General features: G+C 69.4%; 19 protein-coding genes. 10 read left to right on the plus strand and 9 right to left on the minus strand.

Features of this window, described 5'->3' with window-relative positions; translation table 11 throughout:
* The 6 genes from VF522_RS12005 to VF522_RS12030 all read left to right on the plus strand — a co-directional run.
* Window positions 1–253 (plus strand): hypothetical protein (locus VF522_RS12005; RefSeq protein ID WP_330908500.1); only part of this gene is annotated, 253 nt, incomplete at its 5' end.
* A 308-nt stretch (window positions 254–561) separates the two neighbouring features.
* Window positions 562–981 carry a hypothetical protein gene (locus VF522_RS12010; protein WP_330908501.1) on the plus strand — a complete coding sequence of 140 codons (420 nt, stop codon included), beginning with the start codon at window positions 562–564 and terminating at the stop codon, window positions 979–981.
* Window positions 982–1044: 63 nt separating this feature from the next.
* On the plus strand, window positions 1045–3759 hold the full coding sequence (locus tag VF522_RS12015; protein WP_330908502.1) for a hypothetical protein: 2715 nt from the start codon (window positions 1045–1047) through the stop codon (window positions 3757–3759).
* Between the two features lie 103 nt (window positions 3760–3862).
* Entirely contained in the window at window positions 3863–5272 is a 1410-nt protein-coding gene (locus tag VF522_RS12020; RefSeq protein WP_330908503.1) for an APC family permease, read from the plus strand.
* Window positions 5269–5871, plus strand: coding sequence for a class I SAM-dependent methyltransferase (locus VF522_RS12025; RefSeq protein ID WP_330908504.1), 603 nt, complete (start codon window positions 5269–5271; stop codon window positions 5869–5871). Before VF522_RS12020 ends, VF522_RS12025 begins: the two co-directional genes overlap by 4 nt.
* A gap of 156 nt (window positions 5872–6027) precedes the next feature.
* Complete coding sequence (locus tag VF522_RS12030; RefSeq protein WP_330908505.1) at window positions 6028–6729, plus strand: pseudouridine synthase; 702 nt, start codon at window positions 6028–6030, stop codon at window positions 6727–6729.
* Here VF522_RS12030 and VF522_RS12035 read toward each other — a convergent pair.
* The 7 genes from VF522_RS12035 to VF522_RS12065 form a co-directional block, all read right to left on the minus strand.
* Window positions 6707–7327, minus strand: coding sequence for a TetR/AcrR family transcriptional regulator (locus VF522_RS12035; RefSeq protein WP_330908506.1), 621 nt, complete (start codon window positions 7325–7327; stop codon window positions 6707–6709). The two genes, VF522_RS12030 and VF522_RS12035, sit on opposite strands and share 23 nt — an antisense overlap.
* 6 nt (window positions 7328–7333) lie before the next feature.
* Entirely contained in the window at window positions 7334–8416 is a 1083-nt protein-coding gene (paaE, locus tag VF522_RS12040) for a 1,2-phenylacetyl-CoA epoxidase subunit PaaE (RefSeq protein ID WP_330908507.1), read from the minus strand.
* On the minus strand, window positions 8413–8913 hold the full coding sequence (gene paaD / locus VF522_RS12045; protein WP_414709509.1) for a 1,2-phenylacetyl-CoA epoxidase subunit PaaD: 501 nt from the start codon (window positions 8911–8913) through the stop codon (window positions 8413–8415). The genes paaE and paaD overlap by 4 nt, the downstream gene beginning before the upstream one ends.
* Entirely contained in the window at window positions 8910–9683 is a 774-nt protein-coding gene (gene paaC / locus VF522_RS12050) for a 1,2-phenylacetyl-CoA epoxidase subunit PaaC (RefSeq protein WP_330908509.1), read from the minus strand. The genes paaD and paaC overlap by 4 nt, the downstream gene beginning before the upstream one ends.
* A 10-nt stretch (window positions 9684–9693) precedes the next feature.
* Window positions 9694–9987 (minus strand): 1,2-phenylacetyl-CoA epoxidase subunit PaaB, encoded by a 294-nt coding sequence (gene paaB / locus VF522_RS12055; protein ID WP_330908510.1) that lies wholly within the window; start codon window positions 9985–9987, stop codon window positions 9694–9696.
* Window positions 9988–10149: 162 nt separating this feature from the next.
* Window positions 10150–11157 (minus strand): 1,2-phenylacetyl-CoA epoxidase subunit PaaA, encoded by a 1008-nt coding sequence (gene paaA / locus VF522_RS12060; RefSeq protein ID WP_330908511.1) that lies wholly within the window; start codon window positions 11155–11157, stop codon window positions 10150–10152.
* Window positions 11158–11273: 116 nt separating this feature from the next.
* Complete coding sequence (locus tag VF522_RS12065; protein WP_330908512.1) at window positions 11274–11771, minus strand: Lrp/AsnC family transcriptional regulator; 498 nt, start codon at window positions 11769–11771, stop codon at window positions 11274–11276.
* Window positions 11772–11892: 121 nt separating this feature from the next.
* On the opposite strand from VF522_RS12065, the gene VF522_RS12070 reads away from it, so the two are divergent.
* Both VF522_RS12070 and VF522_RS12075 read left to right on the plus strand, forming a co-directional pair.
* Window positions 11893–15477: an indolepyruvate ferredoxin oxidoreductase family protein gene (locus VF522_RS12070; RefSeq protein ID WP_330908513.1), complete on the plus strand. Its 3585-nt coding sequence runs from the start codon at window positions 11893–11895 to the stop codon at window positions 15475–15477.
* A gap of 35 nt (window positions 15478–15512) precedes the next feature.
* Window positions 15513–17057 carry an MFS transporter gene (locus VF522_RS12075; RefSeq protein WP_330908514.1) on the plus strand — a complete coding sequence of 515 codons (1545 nt, stop codon included), beginning with the start codon at window positions 15513–15515 and terminating at the stop codon, window positions 17055–17057.
* 104 nt (window positions 17058–17161) lie between these two features.
* Here the strand turns inward: VF522_RS12075 and VF522_RS12080 are convergent, their stop codons facing one another.
* On the minus strand, window positions 17162–18892 hold the full coding sequence (locus VF522_RS12080; protein ID WP_330908515.1) for an IlvD/Edd family dehydratase: 1731 nt from the start codon (window positions 18890–18892) through the stop codon (window positions 17162–17164).
* A gap of 28 nt (window positions 18893–18920) precedes the next feature.
* Entirely contained in the window at window positions 18921–19904 is a 984-nt protein-coding gene (locus VF522_RS12085; protein WP_330908516.1) for a tripartite tricarboxylate transporter substrate binding protein, read from the minus strand.
* A gap of 150 nt (window positions 19905–20054) precedes the next feature.
* Here VF522_RS12085 and VF522_RS12090 point away from each other — a divergent pair, with 150 nt between their 5' ends.
* Both VF522_RS12090 and VF522_RS12095 read left to right on the plus strand, forming a co-directional pair.
* The gene (locus VF522_RS12090; protein ID WP_330908517.1) at window positions 20055–20984 is read left to right on the plus strand and encodes a dihydrodipicolinate synthase family protein; all 930 of its coding nucleotides are present in this window, start codon (window positions 20055–20057) and stop codon (window positions 20982–20984) included.
* 97 nt (window positions 20985–21081) lie between these two features.
* Window positions 21082–21555, plus strand: coding sequence for a cache domain-containing protein (locus VF522_RS12095; protein ID WP_330908518.1), 474 nt, complete (start codon window positions 21082–21084; stop codon window positions 21553–21555).

Here is a 21555-nt window from a genome sequence, read left to right on the forward strand (position 1 = left end):
GACTGGCTTCGGCGCCGATCGCATCAGCGACTTCGACGCCATCGCACTGGGCGGCCAGGACCGCCTGGACATCAGCGCGCTCGGGATCACGGCGGCGACCTTCGGCGCCTCGGTCTCGATCACGCTGGCCAACCTCGATGCCATCGCCGGGCTCGACACCCTGGTGACCATCGGGAGCAACTCGATCGCGCTGTTCGGCGTCAATGGCGTGGGCGACAACGTCGTGACCGCGGCCGACTTCATCCTGGCCTGACGAAGCGCCGGGGAGCGCATCCGCTTCGGCGGGCGCGCTTCCCGGCTTGACGATCGATCCCGATGAGCAGCGGCCCGTCCTAGAATGGTTGCCGCCAACCGCATGCCCTTCCCCGCGACGCACGGGAAAGCGCCGGACGGAAGAAGCTGCGGCTGCGCTGGGGATACCGAATGGACGAAGTCCGTTGCAAGCGGCGCGTGCTCCGGCCGGGAGCCGGTGCCTGCGTTGTCCTCCTTGGCTGCTGTTGCGCAGTCCTCGCCTCCTGCGGCGGTTCGGACAGCAGCCCGCCCGCACAGTCGTCGTCCCGGATGCAGCCGCCAGCGCCGGTGCAGCCGGGGACGCCCGCAGCCCTGAGCGCCCTGGCGGGACTCACGACAGTCACCCTCAACCCGCAGCCCTCGCCCACGGATGCCGCCGCGTCCGGCGCCATCGTGGCCGTCGCGCGCGATGCCCACGGCAACCTCCAGCTCACGCAGCGCGATGGCGTCACCCGAACGCTGTCGCCCGACGGCAGGCTGGCGGTGCATCCTGCAGGCGCAGCGGCGCCGGCCGGCGGCGAGTTGCCGCAGTCCATGATCGTCGCCGTCGACGCCTCCAACACCGTGCACGTGGTCGACCCGGAGGCCTGCGTTTCGCGTCGCATCGCAGCCGACGGCCGCGTCAGCACGAAATTCCTGCCGGCCCAGGCGGCCGGTCGTCCCTGCGAAGCAGGTCCACGGGATCGCTAGTCCCGCCGTCGTCATCCGCGGGCGCGCCGCCTGCTCCTCCTTCCGCAGCCACGGAGGTGATCCATGAGAGCCGATCGTCTGTACGCCGCACTGCTGTACCTGCTGTGCGCAGTCCTGCTCGCCCTCGCCCCGCGGGTGCTCGCTGTGCCGCCGTCGGCGCCGACGGTGCTGGCGCCCGCCAACGGCGCCAGCGTGCAGATCCCCTTCACCGCGCAGTGGTCGGCCGTGAGCGAGCCGGGGGTCATCGCCTACAACTGGCAGGTCAGCACCTCCTCCACCTTCTCGCCGGTGCAGAAGATCGGGTCCACCAGCACCGCGACCCAGGCAGCGGTGAGCGGCCTGGCCAACGGCACCTACTTCTTCCGCGTGCAGGCGGTCAACAGCGGCTTCGAGCAGGGCGCGTGGTCCGCCGCGCGCAGCTTCACCGTGAGCGGCGCCTCGGCGCAGGCTCCGGGCAAGGCGGTGCTCGACCCGCCGGTGGGCTACGCCACCTTCCACCCCTGGGAGTCGATGCGCTTCACCTGGAGCGCGGTGCCCGGCGCGGCGAGCTACATCTACGAAGCCTCGACCGATGCGCGCTTCCCCATCACCAACACGATCCGCTTCGACAACATCCCGCAGCCGCAGTACGGCTTCGCGATCGCCAACCCCGAAGGCAGCTACACCGCCCGGGTGTACGCAGTGAACGCCGACGGCACCGTCGGGCAACCGTCCAACACCATCACGTTCTCGGTCTTCTACGCGAACCCGGTGCCGCCCGCACCGCAACCCACGGCGCCGGCGGCCGGCGCGACGCTGACGCTGCCGATCACGTTCGGCTGGACGCACACGCTCAACCCGCAGGATTCCGGCTACGAACTGCAGATCTCGCCGTTCTCCGACTTCCGCACGAACGAGGTGCCGACCGCGGTCCAGATCACGCCCAACAGCTACGTCATCCGATCCCTGACGGCGGGCACGAAGTTCTGGCGCGTGCGCTCCCACCAGGGCATGGCCTCGCCGACCACCACCGCCGTCACGGCGTGGTCGCCGGTGCGCTCCTTCACGGTGAGTTCGGCGCCGCCGGTGCCGGTGTCGGTCACGCCCTTGCGCATCCCGCTCTTCAGCGGCGACGATACCTGGGTCGAGCTCCAGCTCAGTGGCCCGGTGCCGTCCGCCGGCGGCAACGTCGCGCTCTCCAGTTCGCATCCGGCCATCGTCCCGGTGCCCGCCACCGTCGCCGTGCAGGGCTCGCAGGCCTGGACCCAGTTCCGGGTGGTGGCCGGCCAGGTGACGGCGCCTACGCCCATCACCCTGACCGCGACCTACAACGGGGTTTCGGCGTCGAGCCAGTTCACGCTCAACCCGCCGGCGCTCCAGTCGATCACGTTCTCCGGCGCCAAGGTGAGCGCAGGTGTGCCGCTCTCCGGCGTCCTCATGCTCGCGGGCCAGGCTCCCGCCGGCGGCGCGGTGGTCTCCCTGGCGAGCAATACGCCAGCGGTCCAGCCGCCGGCTTCCGTCACGGTACCGGCAGGGAGTTACTCCGCCCCGCTGTCCCTGCCGACCAGCGACGTCAGCACCCAAACCACGGCGACGATCACGGCCAGCTGGAACGGGGTGTCGACGACCTCGACGGTCACCCTGATGCCGGCGCCGCATCCGCTGTCGCTGACGCTCTTCCCGGCGACCATCAATGCCGGTCAGGTGTCCGACGGACTGGTGACGGTGGACGCCACCGCCACCTTCGACCAGTACCTGCGCGTGTCGAGCAACAACCCCGACCTGCTGCCCTTCCTGTCCACGCTGGTGGTGATCCCCGCGGGCGACAACCGCGGCGCGATCAGCCTCATCCCCAAGAACGTGGTCGCGCAAACGACGGTGGCACGGATCTCCGTGACCGGCAGCGGGGTCACGCGCTTCGCCGACCTCACGGTGAATCCCTCCGGCACGCCGGCGCCGGCGGCCACGCTGTCCTCGTTCACGGTCACTCCGGCCAGCGTCACCGGCGGCCAATCCGCCACGGGTCGCGTGACGCTTGCGCAGGCCGCCCCCGCGGGCGGCACGTCGGTGGCGCTGGGCAGCAACCTGCCCGGCTCCGCCAGCGTGCCCGCGAGCGTGCTGGTGCCCCAGGGCGCCACCAGCGCGGACTTCACGATCGCCACCTTCCCGAGCGCCGGCACCACGGTGCAGCTGAGCGCGAGGCTGGGCGACACCATCCTGTTCGCCTCGCTGGCGGTGACGGCTGCGCCCTCGGGCCCGACGCTGTCCAGCCTCGCTCTGTCGCCCACCACCGTCACGGGAGGCGCCAGCGTCACCGGGACCGTCACGCTCACCGGCGCGGCGCCGGCCGGCGGTGCCAGCGTGGTCCTCAGCGACAACGCGAGCGCGATCGTCACGCCGGCCAGCGTCACCGTGCCGGCGGGTGCCACCAGCGCGAACTTCACCGTCACCACCGCCGGCGTGAGCGCAGCCACCACGGGCGCCGTCACGGCCAGTTTCGGTGGCGTGTCGAAGTCGGCGAGCCTGACGGTCAATCCGCCCGCGACGGGGACCGCGACCCTGACCGTGTCGGCCTCGGGACGCGGCGGCGAGCGGATCACGTCCACGCCGGCGGGCATCAGCGTGGCGGTCGGAAGCACCGGGAGTGCCGCCTTCGCGGCCGGTGCATCGGTGACGCTCGCCGTGACCAACGGACGCGACGCGATCTGGTCGGGCGCGTGCTCCAGCAATGGGAACAAGGCGCGCACCTGCACGTTGACGCTCAACGCAAACGGGTCCGTGGCGGCCAACGTGCAGTAGGCCGGCGCGGGGACGCACGTCCTTTCTGGATCGATGTTTTCGTTTTGTTGCGCGCGGACCCGGTGGGCGCCGCGCGCCTTTGCTGGCACACTGCCCCGCCAGGATGAGCCCAGCCGCAATCTCACCGTCTCCGGCCGAACCCCACCCGGTGCTCGGCCTGCGGGCGATCGTGATGCTCACCGTCGGTGTGGTGATCGGCGCGGGCATCTTCAAGGCGCCCTCGATGGTCGCCGGCATGGCGGGCGACACGGCCTGGATGTTCGGCGCCTGGATCCTCGGCGGCGTGATCTCGCTGATCGGGGCCCTGTGCTACGCGGAACTCGCGACCAGCCATCCCAGCGCGGGCGGCGACTACCACTTCCTGCGCCTCGCCTACGGCCGCGGCCTTGCCTTCCTGTTCGCGTGGGCGCGCTTCGCGGTGATCACCACCGGCTCCATCGCGCTGCTCGCCTTCGTGTTCGGCGACTACATGCAGCAGGTCCTGCCGCTGGGCGCGAGCGGATCGTTCGTCTACGCGGTCGCCATCGTGCTGCTGCTGTGGTGGGTCAACGCGCGGGGCATCCGCGCCGGCACTTCGGCCCAGGTGGCGCTCACCAGCCTCGAGATCCTGGGGCTGCTGGCGATCGTGCTGGCGGGCGCCTGGCTGGCTTCGTCCGGCAGTGCGCCGGTCGCGGCAGCCACCAAGGCCGGCAGCACGCCCGGTGCCGGCGCCTTCGGACTCGCGATGGTGTTCGTGCTGCTCACCTACGGCGGCTGGAACGAAGCCGCCTACGTCAGCGCGGAGCTGAAGGACAACCGCCGCAACATGGTGCTCGGGCTCGTCGCCGCCATCGCGCTCATCACCGCGCTGTACCTGCTCGTGACCTGGGCCTACTGGCGGGGGCTGGGCCTGCAGGGCCTGGCGAAATCGGAAGCGCCCGCGGCCGACCTGCTCGCGGCCGCCTTCGGCGCGGGCGCGAGCAAGCTGATGTCGCTCGCCGTGGCGATCGCCGCGCTCACTTCCATCAACGCCACCATGATCGTCGGCGCGCGCAGCAACTACGCGGCCGGCCGCGACTGGCCCGCGCTGCATCCCATCGGGCGGTGGGACGTCACGCGCAGCACGCCGCGCAACGCGATGCACCTGCAGAACGCGGCGGCCCTGCTGCTGCTGGCGGTCGGCGCGTGGACCGGCGGCGGCTTCCGCGCGATGGTGGAATTCACCGCGCCGGTGTTCTGGCTGTTCTTCCTGCTCACCGGCATCGCCCTGTTCCTCCTGCGCCGGCGCGCGCCCGCTGCGCCCGCGCCCTATCGCGTCCCTCTCTATCCGGTGCTGCCCGCGCTGTTCTGCGCCACCTGCGCGTACATGCTGTGGTCCAGCCTCTCTTACGTGAGCAGCCAGAGCCTGGGCGGCTTCAATGCCGCCTGGATCGGGGTCGCCGTCCTGGCGGCGGGCGCGCTGGTGCTCGCCCTGCTGCATGCCAGGCCCGCAGCGACGGCGCTGCGGCCATCGTCGGAGGAGAAACGCGCATGAACACGCCGCATCCGCTCCTGTCGCGCCGCGCCGCCACCCGCGCCCTGCTCTGCGCGCCGGCCCTGCTGTCCCTGCCGTCCCTGGGACAGTCGGACCCGGCCCAGGCGACGCCGCGGCTCGATGTGCCCTACGTGCCGACGCCGCAGTCGGTGGTCGACCGGATGCTGCAGATGGCGAAGGTGAAGCGCAGCGACGTCGTCTACGACCTCGGCTGCGGCGACGGCCGCATCGTCGTCACCGCCGCGCGCAAGTACGGCGCGCGCGGCGTGGGCATCGACATCGATCCCAGGCGCATCGCCGAAGCGAAGGAAAACGCCGAGAAGGCGGGCGTGGGCAACCGCGCGCAGTTCCTCGTCGCCGACCTCTTCGAGAGCGATTTCTCGAAGGCGACGGTGGTCACGCTGTACCTGCTGCCGGTCATCAACCAGAAGCTGCGCCCGCAACTGTGGCGGCAGTTGAAGGTCGGCACGCGCGTGGTCTCGCACGACTTCGACATGGGCGACGAGTGGCCGCCGGAACGCACGGAGCGCGTGGACGGCAAGACCGTCCACTCCTGGACGATCCGGCCGGAGCACAAGAAGCGCGCGCGCGCCGGCTGAAAGGCGCGGGGGCACCGGCGGTCGCCCGACTGCCTGCGCAATGATCAGCTTGGCGAAAGCCAGTCCTGGCGCGGGTCCGCGCAGAAGCCCACCGGCTTGTCCACAGGCTTCTCCACCGCGGCTGTGGGAAATCATCCTACGATTGCAGCCCTTGCCATGCCCGAAGAAATTCTCCGACTGCTGCACCTGGATGCGAACCTCGTCGCCATCGACAAGCCGGCGGGCCTGCTGGTGCATCCCAGCGGGCTCGACGCGCACGAGCACCGCACCGCGCTGAAGCTGCTGCGCGACCAGCTGGGCGAATGGCTGTGGCCCCTGCACCGCCTCGACAAGGGAACGTCGGGCGTGCTGCTGTTCGCGCGCAATGCCACCGCGGCACGCGAGTGGGGACTCGCGTTCGAGGAAGGCCGCGTCGCGAAGCGCTATCGCGCGCTGGTGCGCGGCTGGCCGGACGCGGAAGGCACGATTGACCAGGCGCTCGCGCGCGATCCCGAACTGCCTTCCGAAGGCCAGCCGCGCCTGCCGTCCGTCACGCACTACCGGCGCCTGGCCACCTTCGAGTGGCCATTCCCGGTGGACGCGCGACATCCGACCAGCCGCTATGCGCTGATGGAGGTCGAGCCGCTCACCGGCCGCCGCCACCAGATCCGCCGCCACTTCAAGCACATCGCGCATCCGCTGGTGGGCGATGCCACGCACGGCAAGGGCGCGCACAACCGGGCGGTCGCGGAATGGCTCGGCGTGCAGCGCCTGTGGCTGCATGCGGAATCCGTGGAGTTGGCGACCGCTTCCGGGGTGCTGCGCATCGTGGCGGAGCCCGGACCCGAGTGGCGCTTCAGTCCAGCGCCGCGATCCTGACGGGCGCCTGCACCTTCTCCAGGCCGCCAAGGAACAGGTCGGCCACCACCGGCGCCATGTCCTCGTAGGCGAGCCGCCCCTGCGGCTTCATCCAGGTGAACATCCAGTTCACCATTCCGAACAGCAGCATCGTGAGCGGCTTGCTCATGGCGGCTTCCTTCAGGTCCGGACGCAGCGCGGCGACCACCTGCGCGAAGGCCGCGACCACCTCGCGCTCCTTGCCCAGGATGCGCTCGCGGTCCTCGGCCTGCAGGAATTTCACGTCCTCGGTCAGCACGCGATGCTCGTTCTGCGCATTGGCGTATTCCTCCACGAGCCGGCGCACCAGCGCGCGCATGCGGCCCTCGGGCGCGCGCTCCTCCGCCAGCGCCTCGTCGACGATCGCGCGAAGGCGCGTGACGTGGCCCTCGGCGATGTTCACCAGCAGCTCGTACTTGTCGCGGAAGTAGTGGTACAGCGTCGCCTTCGACAGGCCGCAGGCTTCGGCCACCTGGTTCATCGAGGTGCCCGGATAGCCGCCATGCGCGAACAGCGCCGCCGCGCGCTCGAGGATCATCTCGCGCTGCTCGTCGTAGCCGGCGTGTCGTCCGCGTCCCATGGCTCGCTACCTTTCGTCGAAGGACAGTACGACCTTCTCGGTGGTGGGGTGGGCCTGGCAGGTCAGGATGAAGCCGGCCGCGACCTCCTTCTTGTCCAGGGCGAAGTTGCGCTCCATGCGCACCGCGCCTTCGATGCAGCGCGCGCGGCAGGTGCCGCAGACGCCCGAGGTGCAGGAGAACGGCACTTCGAGGCCGGCCGCCGAAGCGGCGTCGAGGATGCTCGGCTGGTCCTTCGTGAACACGAACTCGCGCTTGAGGCCGTCGCGGATGATCGCCACGCGCGCGAGCTCCGCGTCCTCCGGCTTCGTCTCGTGCACCACGGCGCCCACCTGGCCCGCCTGCTGCGCGATGCCGAAACGCTCGATGTGGATGCTCTCCTCGGGCACGCCGGCGGCGAGCAGCGCGGCCTCCGCCTCGTCGTTCATCTGGAAGGGACCGCAGACGAAGGCATGGTCGACGGCCGCGGCGGGCACCAGCGTGCCCAGGAACTCGCCGAGCTTGTCGCGGTTCACCAGCCCCATGTTGATCGGCGCGTCGGTGTGTTCGTCGGAGAACACGTGGTGCAGCGCGAGGCGCTTCATGTAGCGGTCCTTCAGGTCCTCCAGTTCCTCCTTGAACATGGTGGACTTCAGGCTGCGGTTGCCGTAGATCAGCGTGAAGCGGCTCTTCGGTTCGCGCGCCAGCACCGTCTTCATGATCGACAGGATCGGCGTGATGCCGCTGCCGCCGGCGATGCCGAGATGGTGGCGCTTCGCCCCGGCGTCGATCGGCACGAAGAAGCGGCCCTGCGGCGCCATCACGCTGATCGTGTCGCCGGGCTGCAGGTGCTCGTTGATCCAGTTGGAGAACACGCCGCCCTTGACCTTGCGCACGCCGACGCGCAGCTCGCCGTCGTCGACGCCGGCGCAGATGGAATAGGAGCGGCGCAGGTCCTGGCCATCGATGTCCTTGCGCAGCGTGAGGTACTGGCCTTGCGTGAATCCGAACACCGGGCGCAGTTCCTCGGGCACGTCGAAGGAGACGATCACGGCTTCCGCGGTGTCGGGCTGCACGGCGCGCACGCGCAGGGGGTGGAAGGTGACGCTCATAGCGGCTTGAAATATTCGAAGGGCTCGCGGCAGGCGAGGCAGCGGTAGAGCGACTTGCAGGCGGTGGAGCCGAAGGCGGAAGTACGTTCGGTCTGCGTGCTGCCGCAATGGGGGCATGCGACCCCGCGCTCGCGCGGGAACAGCCGGATGCCCTGGGTCCCCGCCTCCGCGGGGATGACGGCGTGGGGAGGGGCGATGCCGTACTCGCGCAGCTTGCGCTTGCCGTCGTCGCTGATCCAGTCGGTGGTCCAGGCCGGGGCCCGGCGCAATGTGGCGCGTGCGGGGCCGAGGCCCTCGCATTCGATCGCGGACAGCACGCTCTGCTCGATCGCCTCGGTGGCCGGGCAGCCCGAGTAGGTTGGCGTGAGCACGACCTCGAGTTCCTCGCCGTGGTCGATCACGTCGCGAACGATGCCCAAATCGCGCACCGACAGCGCCGGGACCTCGGGATCCGGCACGCCGCCCAGCACTTCCCAGGCGCGCTCGCTACGTGTCACCACACGCCTCCGGGATAGCTGCGCTGCAGGTGCTGCATCTCCGCGAGGATGAATCCCATGTGCTCGCTGTGCACGCCCTGCTTGCCGGTGCTGAGGAAGGGCAGCGGCGCGGGCAGTGCGAGCCCCGCTTCCGCGAAGATGTGCTCCATCTCCACGCGCCAGGCATCCTGCAGGTCGGACCAGCGCGGGCCGAGGCCCGTGGCATGCGCGTATTCGTCCACGGCATCGGAGGCGAACAGCTCCGCGGTGTAGCGCCAGAGATCGGCGACGGCGTGGTCCGTGCGGCTGCGCGATTCCTCGGTTCCGCCCGCGAGGCGCACCAGCCAGTCGGCCGCGTGCTGCTGGTGGTAGCGCGTTTCCTTCACGGCCTTGCCGGCGATCGCCGCGAGCTCGCCGTCGCTGGAGGCCTGCAACCCGGTCCACAGCAGCTTGAAGAACGTGGACATGATGGTGTTGCGCACCACGGTCACCGCGAAGTCGCCGCGCGGCAGTTCCACCAGCGTCACGTTGCGGTAGTCGCGCTCCTCGCGCAGGAAGGCGAGCTGGTCTTCGTCGTGGCCCTGGCCTTCGAGCTGGCCGGCCCGGGTGAGCACGGCACGGCACTGGCCGACGAGGTCGAGCGCGACGTTGGCCAGTGCGATGTCCTCCTCCAGTACCGGCGCATGGCCGGTCCATTCGGAGGTGCGCTGCGCCAGGATCAGCGCGGTGTCGGCGATGCGCAGCAGGTACTGCACGCCCGGCTGCTGGGCCATGGTGATGGAAGCCTGCATCGTCCGCGCCTCACATGTGGTCGACCGCGTCGGGCAGCTTGTAGAAGCTCGGGTGACGGTACACCTTGTCCTCCATCGGGTCGAAATACATGTCCCTCTCGCCGGGGTCGCTCGCCACGATGTGGTCCGAACGCACGACCCACACGCTGGTGCCTTCCTGCCGCCGCGTGTAGACGTCGCGCGCCATCTGGATCGCCATCTTCGCGTCGGCGGCATGCAGGCTGCCGCAATGCTTGTGGTCGAGGCCGGACTTGCTGCGGACGAAGACTTCCCACAAGGGCCACTCTTGCTTCGGGTCACTCATGTCTGCTCCATTTGAGAATCAACACCCAACAACCGGACGCAGAGGACGCAGAGGACGCGAAAGATACGCAGAGGACGCAAAAGAGGCAAAGAAAAACTTCAAAGGTTTTCTTTTGCGTCCTCTGCGTACCCTTTGCGTCCTCTGCGTCCGGAAGTCCGCATTTCACGCGGCCTTCGCCTCGCCCCGCTGCTTCCGCGCATGCGCCAGCGCGGCTTCCCGAACCCACGCCCCGTCGTCCCACGCCTTCACGCGGGCCGCGAGGCGTTCGCGATTGCACGGGCCATTGCCGCCGATGACGCGCCAGAACTCGTCCCAGTCGATCGTGCCGAAGTCGTGGTGCTCGCGCTCCTCGTTCCACTTCAGCTCGGGGTCGGGCAGCGCCACGCCCAGCACCCTGGCCTGTTCCACCGCCGCGTCGACGAAGCGCTGGCGCAGTTCGTCATTGGAGACGCGCTTGATGCCCCAGCGCATGGACTGCGCGGTGTTGGGCGACTGGTCGTCCGGCGGGCCGAACATCATGATCGAGGGCCACCACCAGCGGTCCACCGCGTCCTGCACCATCGCGCGCTGCGCGTCGGTGCCCTTCTGCATCATCGTCAGCAGGCTTTCGTAGCCCTGGCGCTGGTGAAAGCTTTCCTCGCGGCAGATGCGGATCATCGCGCGCGCATACGGGCCGTAGGAGCAGCGGCAGATCGGCACCTGGTTCATGATCGCCGCGCCGTCGACCAGCCAGCCGATCACGCCGACGTCGGCCCAGGTCAGCGTGGGGTAGTTGAAGATGGAGCTGTACTTCGCGCGGCCGGTGTGCAGCGCCTCCAGCATCTGGTCGCGCGAAGTCCCCAGCGTTTCGGCGGCCGAATAGAGATAAAGGCCGTGGCCGCCTTCGTCCTGCACCTTCGCCAGCAGGATCGCCTTGCGCTTGAGCGTCGGCGCGCGCGTGATCCAGTTGCCCTCGGGCAGCATGCCCACGATCTCCGAATGCGCGTGCTGGCTGATCTGCCGCACCAGCGTCTTGCGGTAGTGCTCCGGCATCCAGTCCTTGGGCTCGATGAATTCGCCGGAAGCGATGCGGGCCTCGAAGGCGTCCTCGCGCTGAAGGTCCTCGGCGGACCGCACCGGCTTGCGCCCTTCGGCGTCCTTGCCCTGGGTGTCCATGGCCTGGGTGTACATGCTGGCTCCTGCGGTCGAGTTCTACCGACCGGTCGGTCGATGATAGGACGGAAACCAGGGTTGGAGCAACCCCGACGACGCTTACGCGGTGCGTCGGGGTTCGGCGCTGCGCGCGCTCACCCCGACCTGCGGGTCCGGGCGGCCGTCGGCACTTGCAGCGGCAGCTTCGTTTCCGCCTTCACTTCCTTCAACACCACGCTCGAGCGCACGTGCGTCACGCCCGGCAGCTTGAACGCCGTGTCGTGCAGGAAGGCTTCGTAGCTCTTGATGTCCGGCACCAGCACCTTGATCACGTAATCGGCCTGGCCGGTCGTCGCATAGCAGCTCACGATCTGCGGCGACGCGGCCACGGCTTCCTCGAAGCGGCGCACGTCGTCCTCGTTGTGCCGCGTGAGGTTCACCTCCGCGAGCACCGCGAGCGTGAGCCCCACCTTCTCGCGGTCCACCAGCGCCGTGTAGCCGCGGATGATCCCGCTGCTCTCCATTTCCTTCACCCGCTTCCAGCACGGCGTGCTGGACAGGCCGACCGCGTCGGCCAGCTGCTGCACGGTCTGGCGGGCATCGCGCTGCAGTTCGCTCAGGAGGAGCACGTCGTGGCGGTCGAGTTCGTTCATTCCCGCATCCCCATCGATCAGAGAATAATTTTCTCCGCGTAACTATTATGAGGAGAAAAGAGAAAGCATATTTCCCTGGACGCCGCCTAAGCTGTGCCTCTCGTCGAGAGAAGCATCGCCCATGGCCGAAACCGTCGCCCCCACCTCTTCCACCGTCGTCCGTCCGGACTACCGCCTTGCCGACAGCCTGTGGGCGCACAGCGGCGCGATCTTCCTCACCGGCACGCAGGCGCTGGTGCGCCTGGTGCTGATGCAGCGCCAGCGCGATGCGGCGGCCGGGCTCGACACGCGCGGCTTCGTCAGCGGCTATCGCGGCTCGCCGCTGGGCATGGTGGACCTGGCCGTCTGGAAGGCCGGCAGGAAGTTCGAGGAGGCCGGGCTGCGCTTCCTGCCCGCGATCAACGAGGAACTGGGCGCCACCGCGGTGCTCGGCACGCAGCGGGTGGAAGCCGACCCCGAGCGCACCTGCGAAGGCGTGTTCGCGCTCTGGTACGGCAAGGGCCCCGGCGTCGACCGCGCGGGCGATGCACTCAAGCACGGCAATGCGTACGGCGCCTCGCCCCACGGCGGCGTGCTGATGGTCGCGGGCGACGACCACGGCTGCGTGTCCTCGTCGATGCCGCACCAGAGCGACCAGGCCTTCCAGTCCTGGCACGCGCCCGTCGTCTCGCCCGCCAACGTCGCCGAGTACCTGGAGTTCGGCCTCTATGGCTGGGCGCTCTCGCGCTTCTCCGGCAACTGGGTCGGCTTCACCGCGCTGTCCGAAGTGGTGGAGAGCGGCTCCACGGTGGACCTCGACCTCGTGAACGCGCGCGTCGCGGCCTGGCAGGACGGCGACACCGTGCGGCAGCTCACCGGCTACATGCCGCCGCCCGGAGGACTGCACTACCGCTGGCCCGACCTGCCCTCGCTGACGATCGAGCAGCGGCTGCACGCCAAGCTCGATGCGGTGCGCGCCTTCGCCCGCGTCAACAGCATCGACCGCCACATCGTGCAGAGCCCGCGCGCGACCGTGGGCATCGTCACCGCCGGCAAGGCGCATTACGACCTGCTGGAAGTGCTGCGCCGCCTGGACATCTCCCTCGACACGCTCGCCGCGCATGGCGTGCGCATCTACAAGCTCGGGCTCACCTACCCGGTCGAGCCGGTGCGCATGCGCGAGTTCGCGCGCGGCCTGAAGGAAGTGCTGGTCGTCGAGGAAAAGGGACCCGTCGTCGAGGAGCAGCTGCGCTCCATGTTCTACAACGCGGCCGAGCGGCCGGCGATCGTGGGCAAGCGCGATGCGCAGGAGCAGCCGCTGGTGTCGGAGCTCGGCGAGCTGCGGCCCTCGCGCCTGATCGGCCTCATCGCCAACTGGCTGGTGGGCCACTATCCCGATCTCGACCGGCGCCACCTGGTGCGCGACTTCACGCTGCCCGAACTGCTCTCGAACGAGAGCGACGCGGTCAAGCGCCTGCCCTACTTCTGCGCCGGCTGCCCGCACAACATCTCCACCAAGGTGCCGGAAGGCTCGCATGCGCAGGCCGGCATCGGCTGCCACTTCATGGCGAGCTGGATGAACCGCGACACCGAGGGCCTGATCCAGATGGGCGGCGAAGGCGTGGACTGGGTCTCGCACGCGATGTTCACCAAGGTGCCGCACGTGTTCCAGAACCTGGGCGACGGCACCTACTACCATTCCGGCTACCTGGCGATCCGCCAGGCCGTGGCCGCGAAAGCGACGCTCACCTACAAGATCCTGTTCAACGATGCGGTCGCCATGACCGGCGGCCAGCCGGTCGACGGCATCATCAGCGTCGACGGCATCGCGCGGCAGGTGGAAGCCGAGGGCGTGAAGCAGGTGGTGGTGCTCTCGGACGACATCGCCAAGTACGACGCGATCCGCAACCGCTTCCCCGCCGGCACCGAATTCCACGATCGCGATGCGCTCGATGCGGTGCAGCGCCGGCTGCGCGAGATGCCGGGCGTCACCGTGCTGATCTACGAGCAGACCTGCGCGGCAGAAAAGCGCCGCCGCCGCAAGAAGGGCGAGATGGTGGAGCCGAACCGGCGCGTGTTCATCAACGACCGCGTCTGCGAAGGCTGCGGCGACTGCTCGGTGCAGAGCAACTGCGTCGCCGTGCAGCCGCTGGAAACCCCGCTGGGCCGCAAGCGCAGGATCGACCAGAGCAACTGCAACAAGGACTATTCCTGCGCCAAGGGCTTCTGTCCGAGCTTCGTCGGGGTGCTGGGGGGCCAGCCCCGCAAGCGCGCGGGTGCATTGGGCGCCGGCACCGAGGATTTCATGAAGCGGGTGGCGGCGCTGCCGCGTCCCGCGCCGCACGTGTGGACCGCGCCCTACGACCTGCTGGTCACCGGTGTCGGCGGCACCGGCGTCGTCACCATCGGCGCGCTGGTCGCGATGGCCGCGCACCTGGAAGGCAAGAGCGCCAGCGTGCTGGACTTCATGGGGTTCGCGCAGAAGGGCGGCTCGGTCCTGAGCTTCGTGCGCTTCGCCGACGTCGCCTCGCGCCTGAACCAGGTGCGCATCGACACGCAGCAGGCCGATGCCCTGCTCGCCTGCGACCTCGTGGTCGGCGCCTCGCCCGACGCGCTCGCCACGGTGCGCCACGGCCGCACGCGCATCCTCGCCAACACGCACGAGGTGCCGGTGGCCGAGAACGTGCGCAACCCCGATGCCTCGCTGCGCGTGCCGCAGCTGCTGGAGAAGCTGCGCTTCGCGGCCGGCGCGGAGCGGGTGGAGACACTGGACGCCCAGGCGCTCGCCGAATCCTTCCTCGGCGACTCGATCTTCTCCAACATCGTCGCGCTGGGGTCGGCCTGGCAGCGCGGGCTGGTCCCGGTGAGCCTGGACGCGCTGCTGCGCGCCATCGAACTGAACGGCGTCGCGGTCGACAACAACAAGCTCGCGTTCTCGCTGGGGCGGCTGGCGGCGGCGGACATGGAGGCGATCGCCTCGCTGCTGCGCGGCGAGCTGCCGCGGCGGCCGGCGAACGCCGAATCGCTGGAGGCGATCCTCGCGCGCGGCATGGCGCATCTCGCCGCCTACCAGGACGAAAGCTATGCGCGCCGCTACGCCCAGCTCGTGGTGCAGGTGCGCGAACGCGAGGAATCGCTGCACGTCGATGCGTCGCTGCCCTTCACGCGCACGGTGGCGCAAGCGCTGCTGAAGTTGATGGCGTACAAGGACGAATACGAGGTCGCGCGGCTGTACACCGACGGCGAGTTCCTGCACGCGCTGCAGCAGCAGTTCGAAGGCGAGATCGCGCTGGAGTTCTACATGGCGCCGCCGGCGCTCAGCCGCGCGCGCGACGGGCAGGCTCCGCGCAAGGTGCGGCTGGGTGGGTGGATGCTGCCGTTCATGAAGGTGCTGGCGCAGGGCCGGCGCCTGCGCGGCACCGCGCTGGACGTCTTCGGGCGGACGGCCGAACGGCGGATGGAACGCCAGCTGGTCGAGGCGTATCGCGAACGCATCGAAGCGCTGCTGCCGGCACTCACCGCCGACCGGCTGAAGCTCGCCACGGAGATCGCGGCGCTGCCGCTGTCCATGCGCGGCTTCGGCCACGTCAAGCTCGCGAACGTCGCGCTCGCACGGGCGCGGGAAGCGGAATTGCTGCATCGCTTCGACCCGGCGACCTATGCGCGGCCGGCGGCGACGAAGGAAGCGGGCCAGATCCGGGGGATCCGGGTGACGGCGGCGGCTTGACCTCCAGGCCTTCATTGTCCGCGTAGCATCGCCGGGTGAACCAGCGCGACCTCCATCGGGACACCGAACCCAGCCTGCTGTCCGAAGGCAGCCTGCCCTCCTCGACCACGGGCACCGAAGACGCCGAGGCAACGGCAACGGCGCCGGTGGCCACACCGGCCATCGAGCGCTCTTCGTTCTTCGCGCTCTTCAGCGCGGTGATGCTGCCCATGTTCATGGGCGCGGTGGACCAGACCCTGCTGGTCACCGCGACACCGCGCATCGCCGCCGAACTCGGCGGCCTCGCCGACACTTCCTGGATCGCCGTCGGCTACCTGCTCGCGGCAACGGTGATGGCGCCGCTGTACGGCCGCATGGGCGACCGCTTCGGCCGGCGCAACGTGATGCTGGTCGCGCTGTGCATCTTCATGGCCGGCTCGCTCGCCTGCGCCCTCGCGCCGACCATGCACCTGCTGATCGCGGCGCGCGTGCTGCAGGGACTCGGCGGCGGCGGGCTGATGGTGCTGTCGCAGGCGCTGATCGGCGAGCTGGTGCCGCCGTGGGAGCGGCCGCGCTACCAGGCCTACTTCGCGACCATCTTCACCGCGTCGAGCGTCGGCGGTCCGCTGATCGGCGGCCTCGTGGTGCACCACGGCGACTGGCGCTGGCTGTTCCTCGCCAACCTGCCGCTCGGCGTGCTCGCGTTCTGGCGCATGTCGCGGCTGCCCAGGCCGCCGCCGTCGGCGCACCGCCACGCGCCCTACGATCCGGCCGGGTTCGCGCTGTTCGTCGTGTGCGCGGCCAGCGTGCTGTTGTGGCTGGGACAGGTCGGCCACGGTTTCCGCCTCGTGTCCGGCACCAGCGCGCTGCTGCTGGCGGTGGCGATCGCGAGCGGCATCGTGCTCGCCCGCCAGCAGCGCCGCCATCCGCATGCCTTCCTGCCGCTCGAGGTGCTGCGCCTGCCGGGCGTGCCGTGGATCTGCCTGTCCGTGATCGGCTTCGCCGCCACGATGTTCGCGCTGCTGTTCCTGCTGCCGATCTACCTGCAGGTGGCGCGCAATGCCGACGCGCTCGGGTCCGGCATGCAGCTGCTGCCGCTCACCGCCGGCATCGTCGTCGGCTCCACGCTCAACAGCCGCATCAGCCATTACACCGGCATCAGCGGGAGACTGCCGCCCTGGGGCCTCGGCGCCGCGGCGTTCGCGGTGCTGGCGCTGGCATTGCTGCCGCCGCTGCCGTGGGTGATCACCATTGCCGCCGCGGTCTGCGGCGTCGGCTTCGGCACCGTGATGCCCAGCGCGCAGCTCGCGACGCAGATCCTCGCGGGACGGCAGCGTCTGGGTACCGCCGCGGCGCTGATGTCGCTCACGCGTTCGACGGGTGCGTCGATCGGCACGGCAGCCTTCAGCGGGCTGGCATTCGTGCTGCTGCAGTCCGGAGGCGACGGACCGATCGACGTGAAACAACTGGATCCCGCGCGGGTGGACCACGCGTTCCAGCTGGTGTTCGGGGCGCTCGCGGTGTTCGCGGGATTGGCCGCATTGGCGGCCCTGCGCACACCGACGATGGACCTCAAGGAACACGCCGCAAAGTCTGCGTGACTCCCTGATCCCGTAGGGTGGGCAAGCTTGCTTGCCCACCATGCCCTTGCACGCACGAAATGGTGGGCAACGAAGTTGCCCACCCTACGAAACATCCAGCGCCGCTACGTGCGAGGGATGGTTCCCTTCTTCTCCGGCGACGCCAGGAAGTCGAAGTCCACGCCCTGGTCCGCCTGCGTCACCGTGGTGAGGAACAGCTTGCGGTAGCCGCGCGCGGCGGTGGGCACCTGCACCGGCTGCGCCTGCGCGCGGCGCGCCAGTTCCTCGCCGGACACCAGCAGGCTGATCTCGCGGTTCTTCACGCTCAGGCGGATGCGGTCGCCGTTCTTCACGTGCGCCAGCGGCCCGCCGATGGCGGACTCGGGCGTGACGTGCAGCACGATGGTGCCGAACGCCGTGCCGCTCATGCGGCCGTCCGAGATGCGCACCATGTCCTTGACGCCCTGGCGCGCGAGCTTGCGCGGCAGCGGGATGTAGCCGGCCTCGGGCATGCCCGGCGCGCCCTTGGGGCCGATGTTCTTCAGCACCAGGATGTCGTCGGCCTTCACGTCGAGGTCGTCGCTGTCGATGCGCGTCGCCAGGTCCTGCAGGCCTTCGAACACCACGGCACGGCCTTCGTGTTCCATCAGCTTCGGATCGGCCGCCGACTGCTTGATGATCGCGCCGCCCGGTGCCAGGTTGCCCTGCAGCACCGCGATGCCGCCTTCGCGGTAGATCGGGTTGTCGCGCGAACGGACCACGTCCTGCTTGAACGGCGGGCTCGCGCGCTCGAGTTCTTCGCCCAGCGTGCGGCCGGTGACCGTCAGCGCGTCGAGGTGCAGCAGCGGCTTGAGCTCGCGCAGCAGCGTGGCCATGCCGCCCGCGGCGTCGAAGTGCTCCATGTAGTGCTGGCCCGAAGGCTTCAGGTCCAGCAGCACCGGCGTCTCGCGGCCCATGCGGTCGAGCGCCTTCAGGTCGACGTCGAAACCGCAGCGGCCCGCGATGGCGGTGAGGTGCACGATCGCGTTGGTCGAGCCGCCGATGGCGAGCAGCACGCGCATCGCGTTCTCGAAAGCCTTCTCCGTGAGGATCTTGTCGATGGTGAGACGGCTCTTCGCGATCTGCACCGCGACCGCACCGGTCTGCTCCGCCACGCGCATGCGCGCCGACGTCACCGCCGGCGGCGACGCGCCGCCCGGCACCGTCATGCCCAGCGCCTCGGCGATGCAGGCCATGGTGCTGGCGGTGCCCATCACCGAGCAGGTGCCGATGCTGGGCACCAGCTGATTGTTGACGTCGTCGATCTCCTGCTGGTCGATCTCGTCGGCGCGGAATTTCGCCCAGTAGCGGCGGCAGTCGGTGCAGGCGCCGACCGTCTCGCCGCGATGCGAGCCGGTCAGCATCGAGCCGGTGATCAGCTGCACCGCGGGCAGGCCGGCCGAGGCCGCGCCCATCAGCTGGGCCGGCACCGTCTTGTCGCAGCCGCCGATCATCACCACCGCGTCCATCGGCTGCGCCCGCAGCATCTCCTCGGTGTCCATGGACATGAGGTTGCGCAGGTACATGCTGGTGGGCGCGGCGAAGCTCTCGCCGATGGAGATCGTCGGGAACTTCACCGGCAGGCCGCCGGCCAGCATGATCCCGCGCTGCACCGCCTCCACCAGCTGCGGCATGTTGCCGTGGCAGGGGTTGTAGCCGCTGCCCGTGTCGGTGATGCCGATCACGGGGCGGTCGAGGGCGTGGTCGGTGAGGCCGGCCCCCTTGATGAAGGCCTTGCGCAGGAACAGGGAGAAACCGGCGTCACCGTAGTTGGTGAGGCCCTTGCGCATGCCGGCGGGATCTTCAGGCTTGGTCATTCGTCGTCAGTCATTCGTCATGCGGCGATCAGTCGTCGGCCTTCACGCCGGTCTCGTCGATCACCTTGGACCATTTGGCCATCTCGGCGCGCAGGCGGCCGGCCGCTTCGGGCGGCGTCTGCGGCGGCAGGGTGTACACGCCCTGCTGCAGGAACTGCTCCTTCGCCGCGGGGTCCTGCATGATTTTGCCGATTTCCGCGTTGAGGCGCGCCAGGACGTCCGCGGGCGTGCCGGCGGGCGCCATGACGCCGAAGGTCGACACCACCTCGAAGCCCTTCCAGCCCGACTCTTCCACGGTCGGCACGTCGGCCAGCATGGAGATGCGCTGCGGGGTGGTGACGGCCAGCGCGCGCAGCTTGCCGGCCTTGATCTGCTGCAGGGCGGCCGGGACGGTTTCCGCGGCCATCAGCACCTGCCCGCCGACGAGGTCGGTCATGGCCGGGCCGCTGCCCTTGTAGGGCACATGGATCATGTCGGCGCCCGACTGCACGCGGAACATCTCGACGGCCATGCGCTGCGGCGCGCCGGCGCCGGAGGACGCATAGGTCAGCTTCTTCGGGTTGGCCTTGGCGAAGCTCACCAGTTGCTGGAAGCTGGTGGCCGGCACGGAGGGGTGCACCACGAACACCAGCGGCACGTAACCCACCACCTGCACGGCGGTCAGGTCCTTCTGCAGGTCGTAGGCGAGCTTGCCGCGCTCCAGGCGCGCCATGGTGGAGTGCGAAGTCATCGCGCCCATCAGCAGGGTGTAGCCGTCCGGCTTCGCCTTGGCGACGAGGTCCGCGCCGATGTTGCCGCCGGCGCCGCCGCGGTTGTCGACCACCACCTGCTGGCCGAGCGCGGTGGACAGGCGCTGCGCCACGATGCGGCCGATCACGTCGGTGGCGCCGCCCGGCGGGTAGGGCACGACCAGCTTGACCGGACGGTCCGGATAGTGCGATTGGGCGGCGGCGGGCAACACGGCGGCGGCGAACAGGGCGGCGCACAGGCCGCGGCGCAGGATCTGGGGCATGCTTGTCTCCAAGGGTCGGTTTTTTTCCCAGCGTGAAGTGTCCGCGCGCGGCCAGGCCAGGGAAACACGCTTGCGCTATCTTCTGAACACAAAATATCTTGCGGTTTGCGCCCCAGAATCCCGGCGCCAGCATCTTCCCGGAGTCCGTCCATGCCCACCACGCCCCGCCTGAAAGGCATCTTCTCGCCCGTCCTGACGCCGTTCAACGCCGATTACTCGCCGGATCCGGACCGCTTCATCCGCCACTGCAAGTGGCTGCTGGACCAGGACGTGGGCCTGGCGGTCTTCGGCACCAACTCGGAGGCGAACTCGCTGACGGTGAACGAGAAGCGCGGCCTGCTCGACGCGCTGCTGGAAGCGGGCCTGCCCGCCGCGCGCATGATGCCGGGCACCGGCGCCTGCGCCCTGCCCGATGCGATCGAGCTGACGAAGCAGGCGGTGAAGGCCGGGTGCGGCGGCGTGCTGATGCTGCCGCCCTTCTATTACAAGGGCGTCAGCGACGAAGGCCTGTTCCGCGCCTACGCCGCCGTGATCGATGCCGTGGCCGACGAACGCCTGCGCATCTACCTGTACCACATCCCCCAGGTGTCGGGCGTGCCGATCCCGCTGACGCTGATCGAGCGCCTGCTCAAGGCCTACCCGAAGGCCATCGCCGGCATCAAGGACAGCTCGGGCGACTGGAAGAACACCTCCGCGATGCTGGAACGCTTCCAGCCGCAGGGCTTCGACGTGTTCGCGGGCAGCGAGAACTTCCTTCTCGCCAACCTGCGCGGCGGCGGCGCCGGCTGCATCACCGCCACCGGCAACGTGAACCCGAGCGCGATCGTGCAGCTTTACAAGACCTGGCAACAGGCCGACGCCGACGCGCAGCAGAAGAAGCTCGACGAACAGCGCGCCGCCTTCGCGCAGTTCCCGATGATCCCCGCCATGAAGGCCGCCATCGCGCTCAAGACCGGCCGCAAGGACTGGGTGCACGTGCGCCCGCCGCTGGTGGACCTGGACGCGGAACAGCAGCAGACGCTGGCGGCAACGCTCGACCGGGTCGGCTTCGTCATGCCGAACGCCGGCGCCCTGGCCTAAAGGGGAAACAGGGCGGGAAACTGCCCATTCCTCCGCAGTTCGGGATCGGCCCCTACCTCGACAATAAGGCTTGATCCACCAACTCCCGGAGTAGTACATGAACCGTTTGCTCGCCATCCAGCTGTCGCTCGCCATGGGCGCCCTGCTCACCGCCACCGCCGTGCCCGCTGCCGACGGCGCCCCCGCGACCGACAAGGAAGCGGTCGCGATGGTGAAGAAGGGCGTCGCCTACCTCAAGGCGAACGGCAAGGAGAAGGCCTTCGCGGCCATCAACGACCGCAACAACAAGGACTTCCACGACCGCGACCTGTACCTGGCCGCTCACACCCTCGACGGCGTCTGCGTCGCGCACGGCACCAACGAGAAGATGGTCGGCAAGAACTTCATCAGCATGACCGACATGGACGGCAAGGAGTACATCAAGGAGCGCGTCGAATTCGCCAAGGCGAAGGGCACGTTCTGGACGGACTACAAGTTCAACAACCCGGTCAGCAAGAAGATCGAGCCCAAGACGGCCTACTGCGAGCGCGTGGACGACGTGGTGGTCTGCGGGGGCGTCTACAAGAAGTGA

The organism is Ramlibacter sp. (assembly GCF_036383835.1).
GTDB lineage: Bacteria > Pseudomonadota > Gammaproteobacteria > Burkholderiales > Burkholderiaceae_C > Ramlibacter.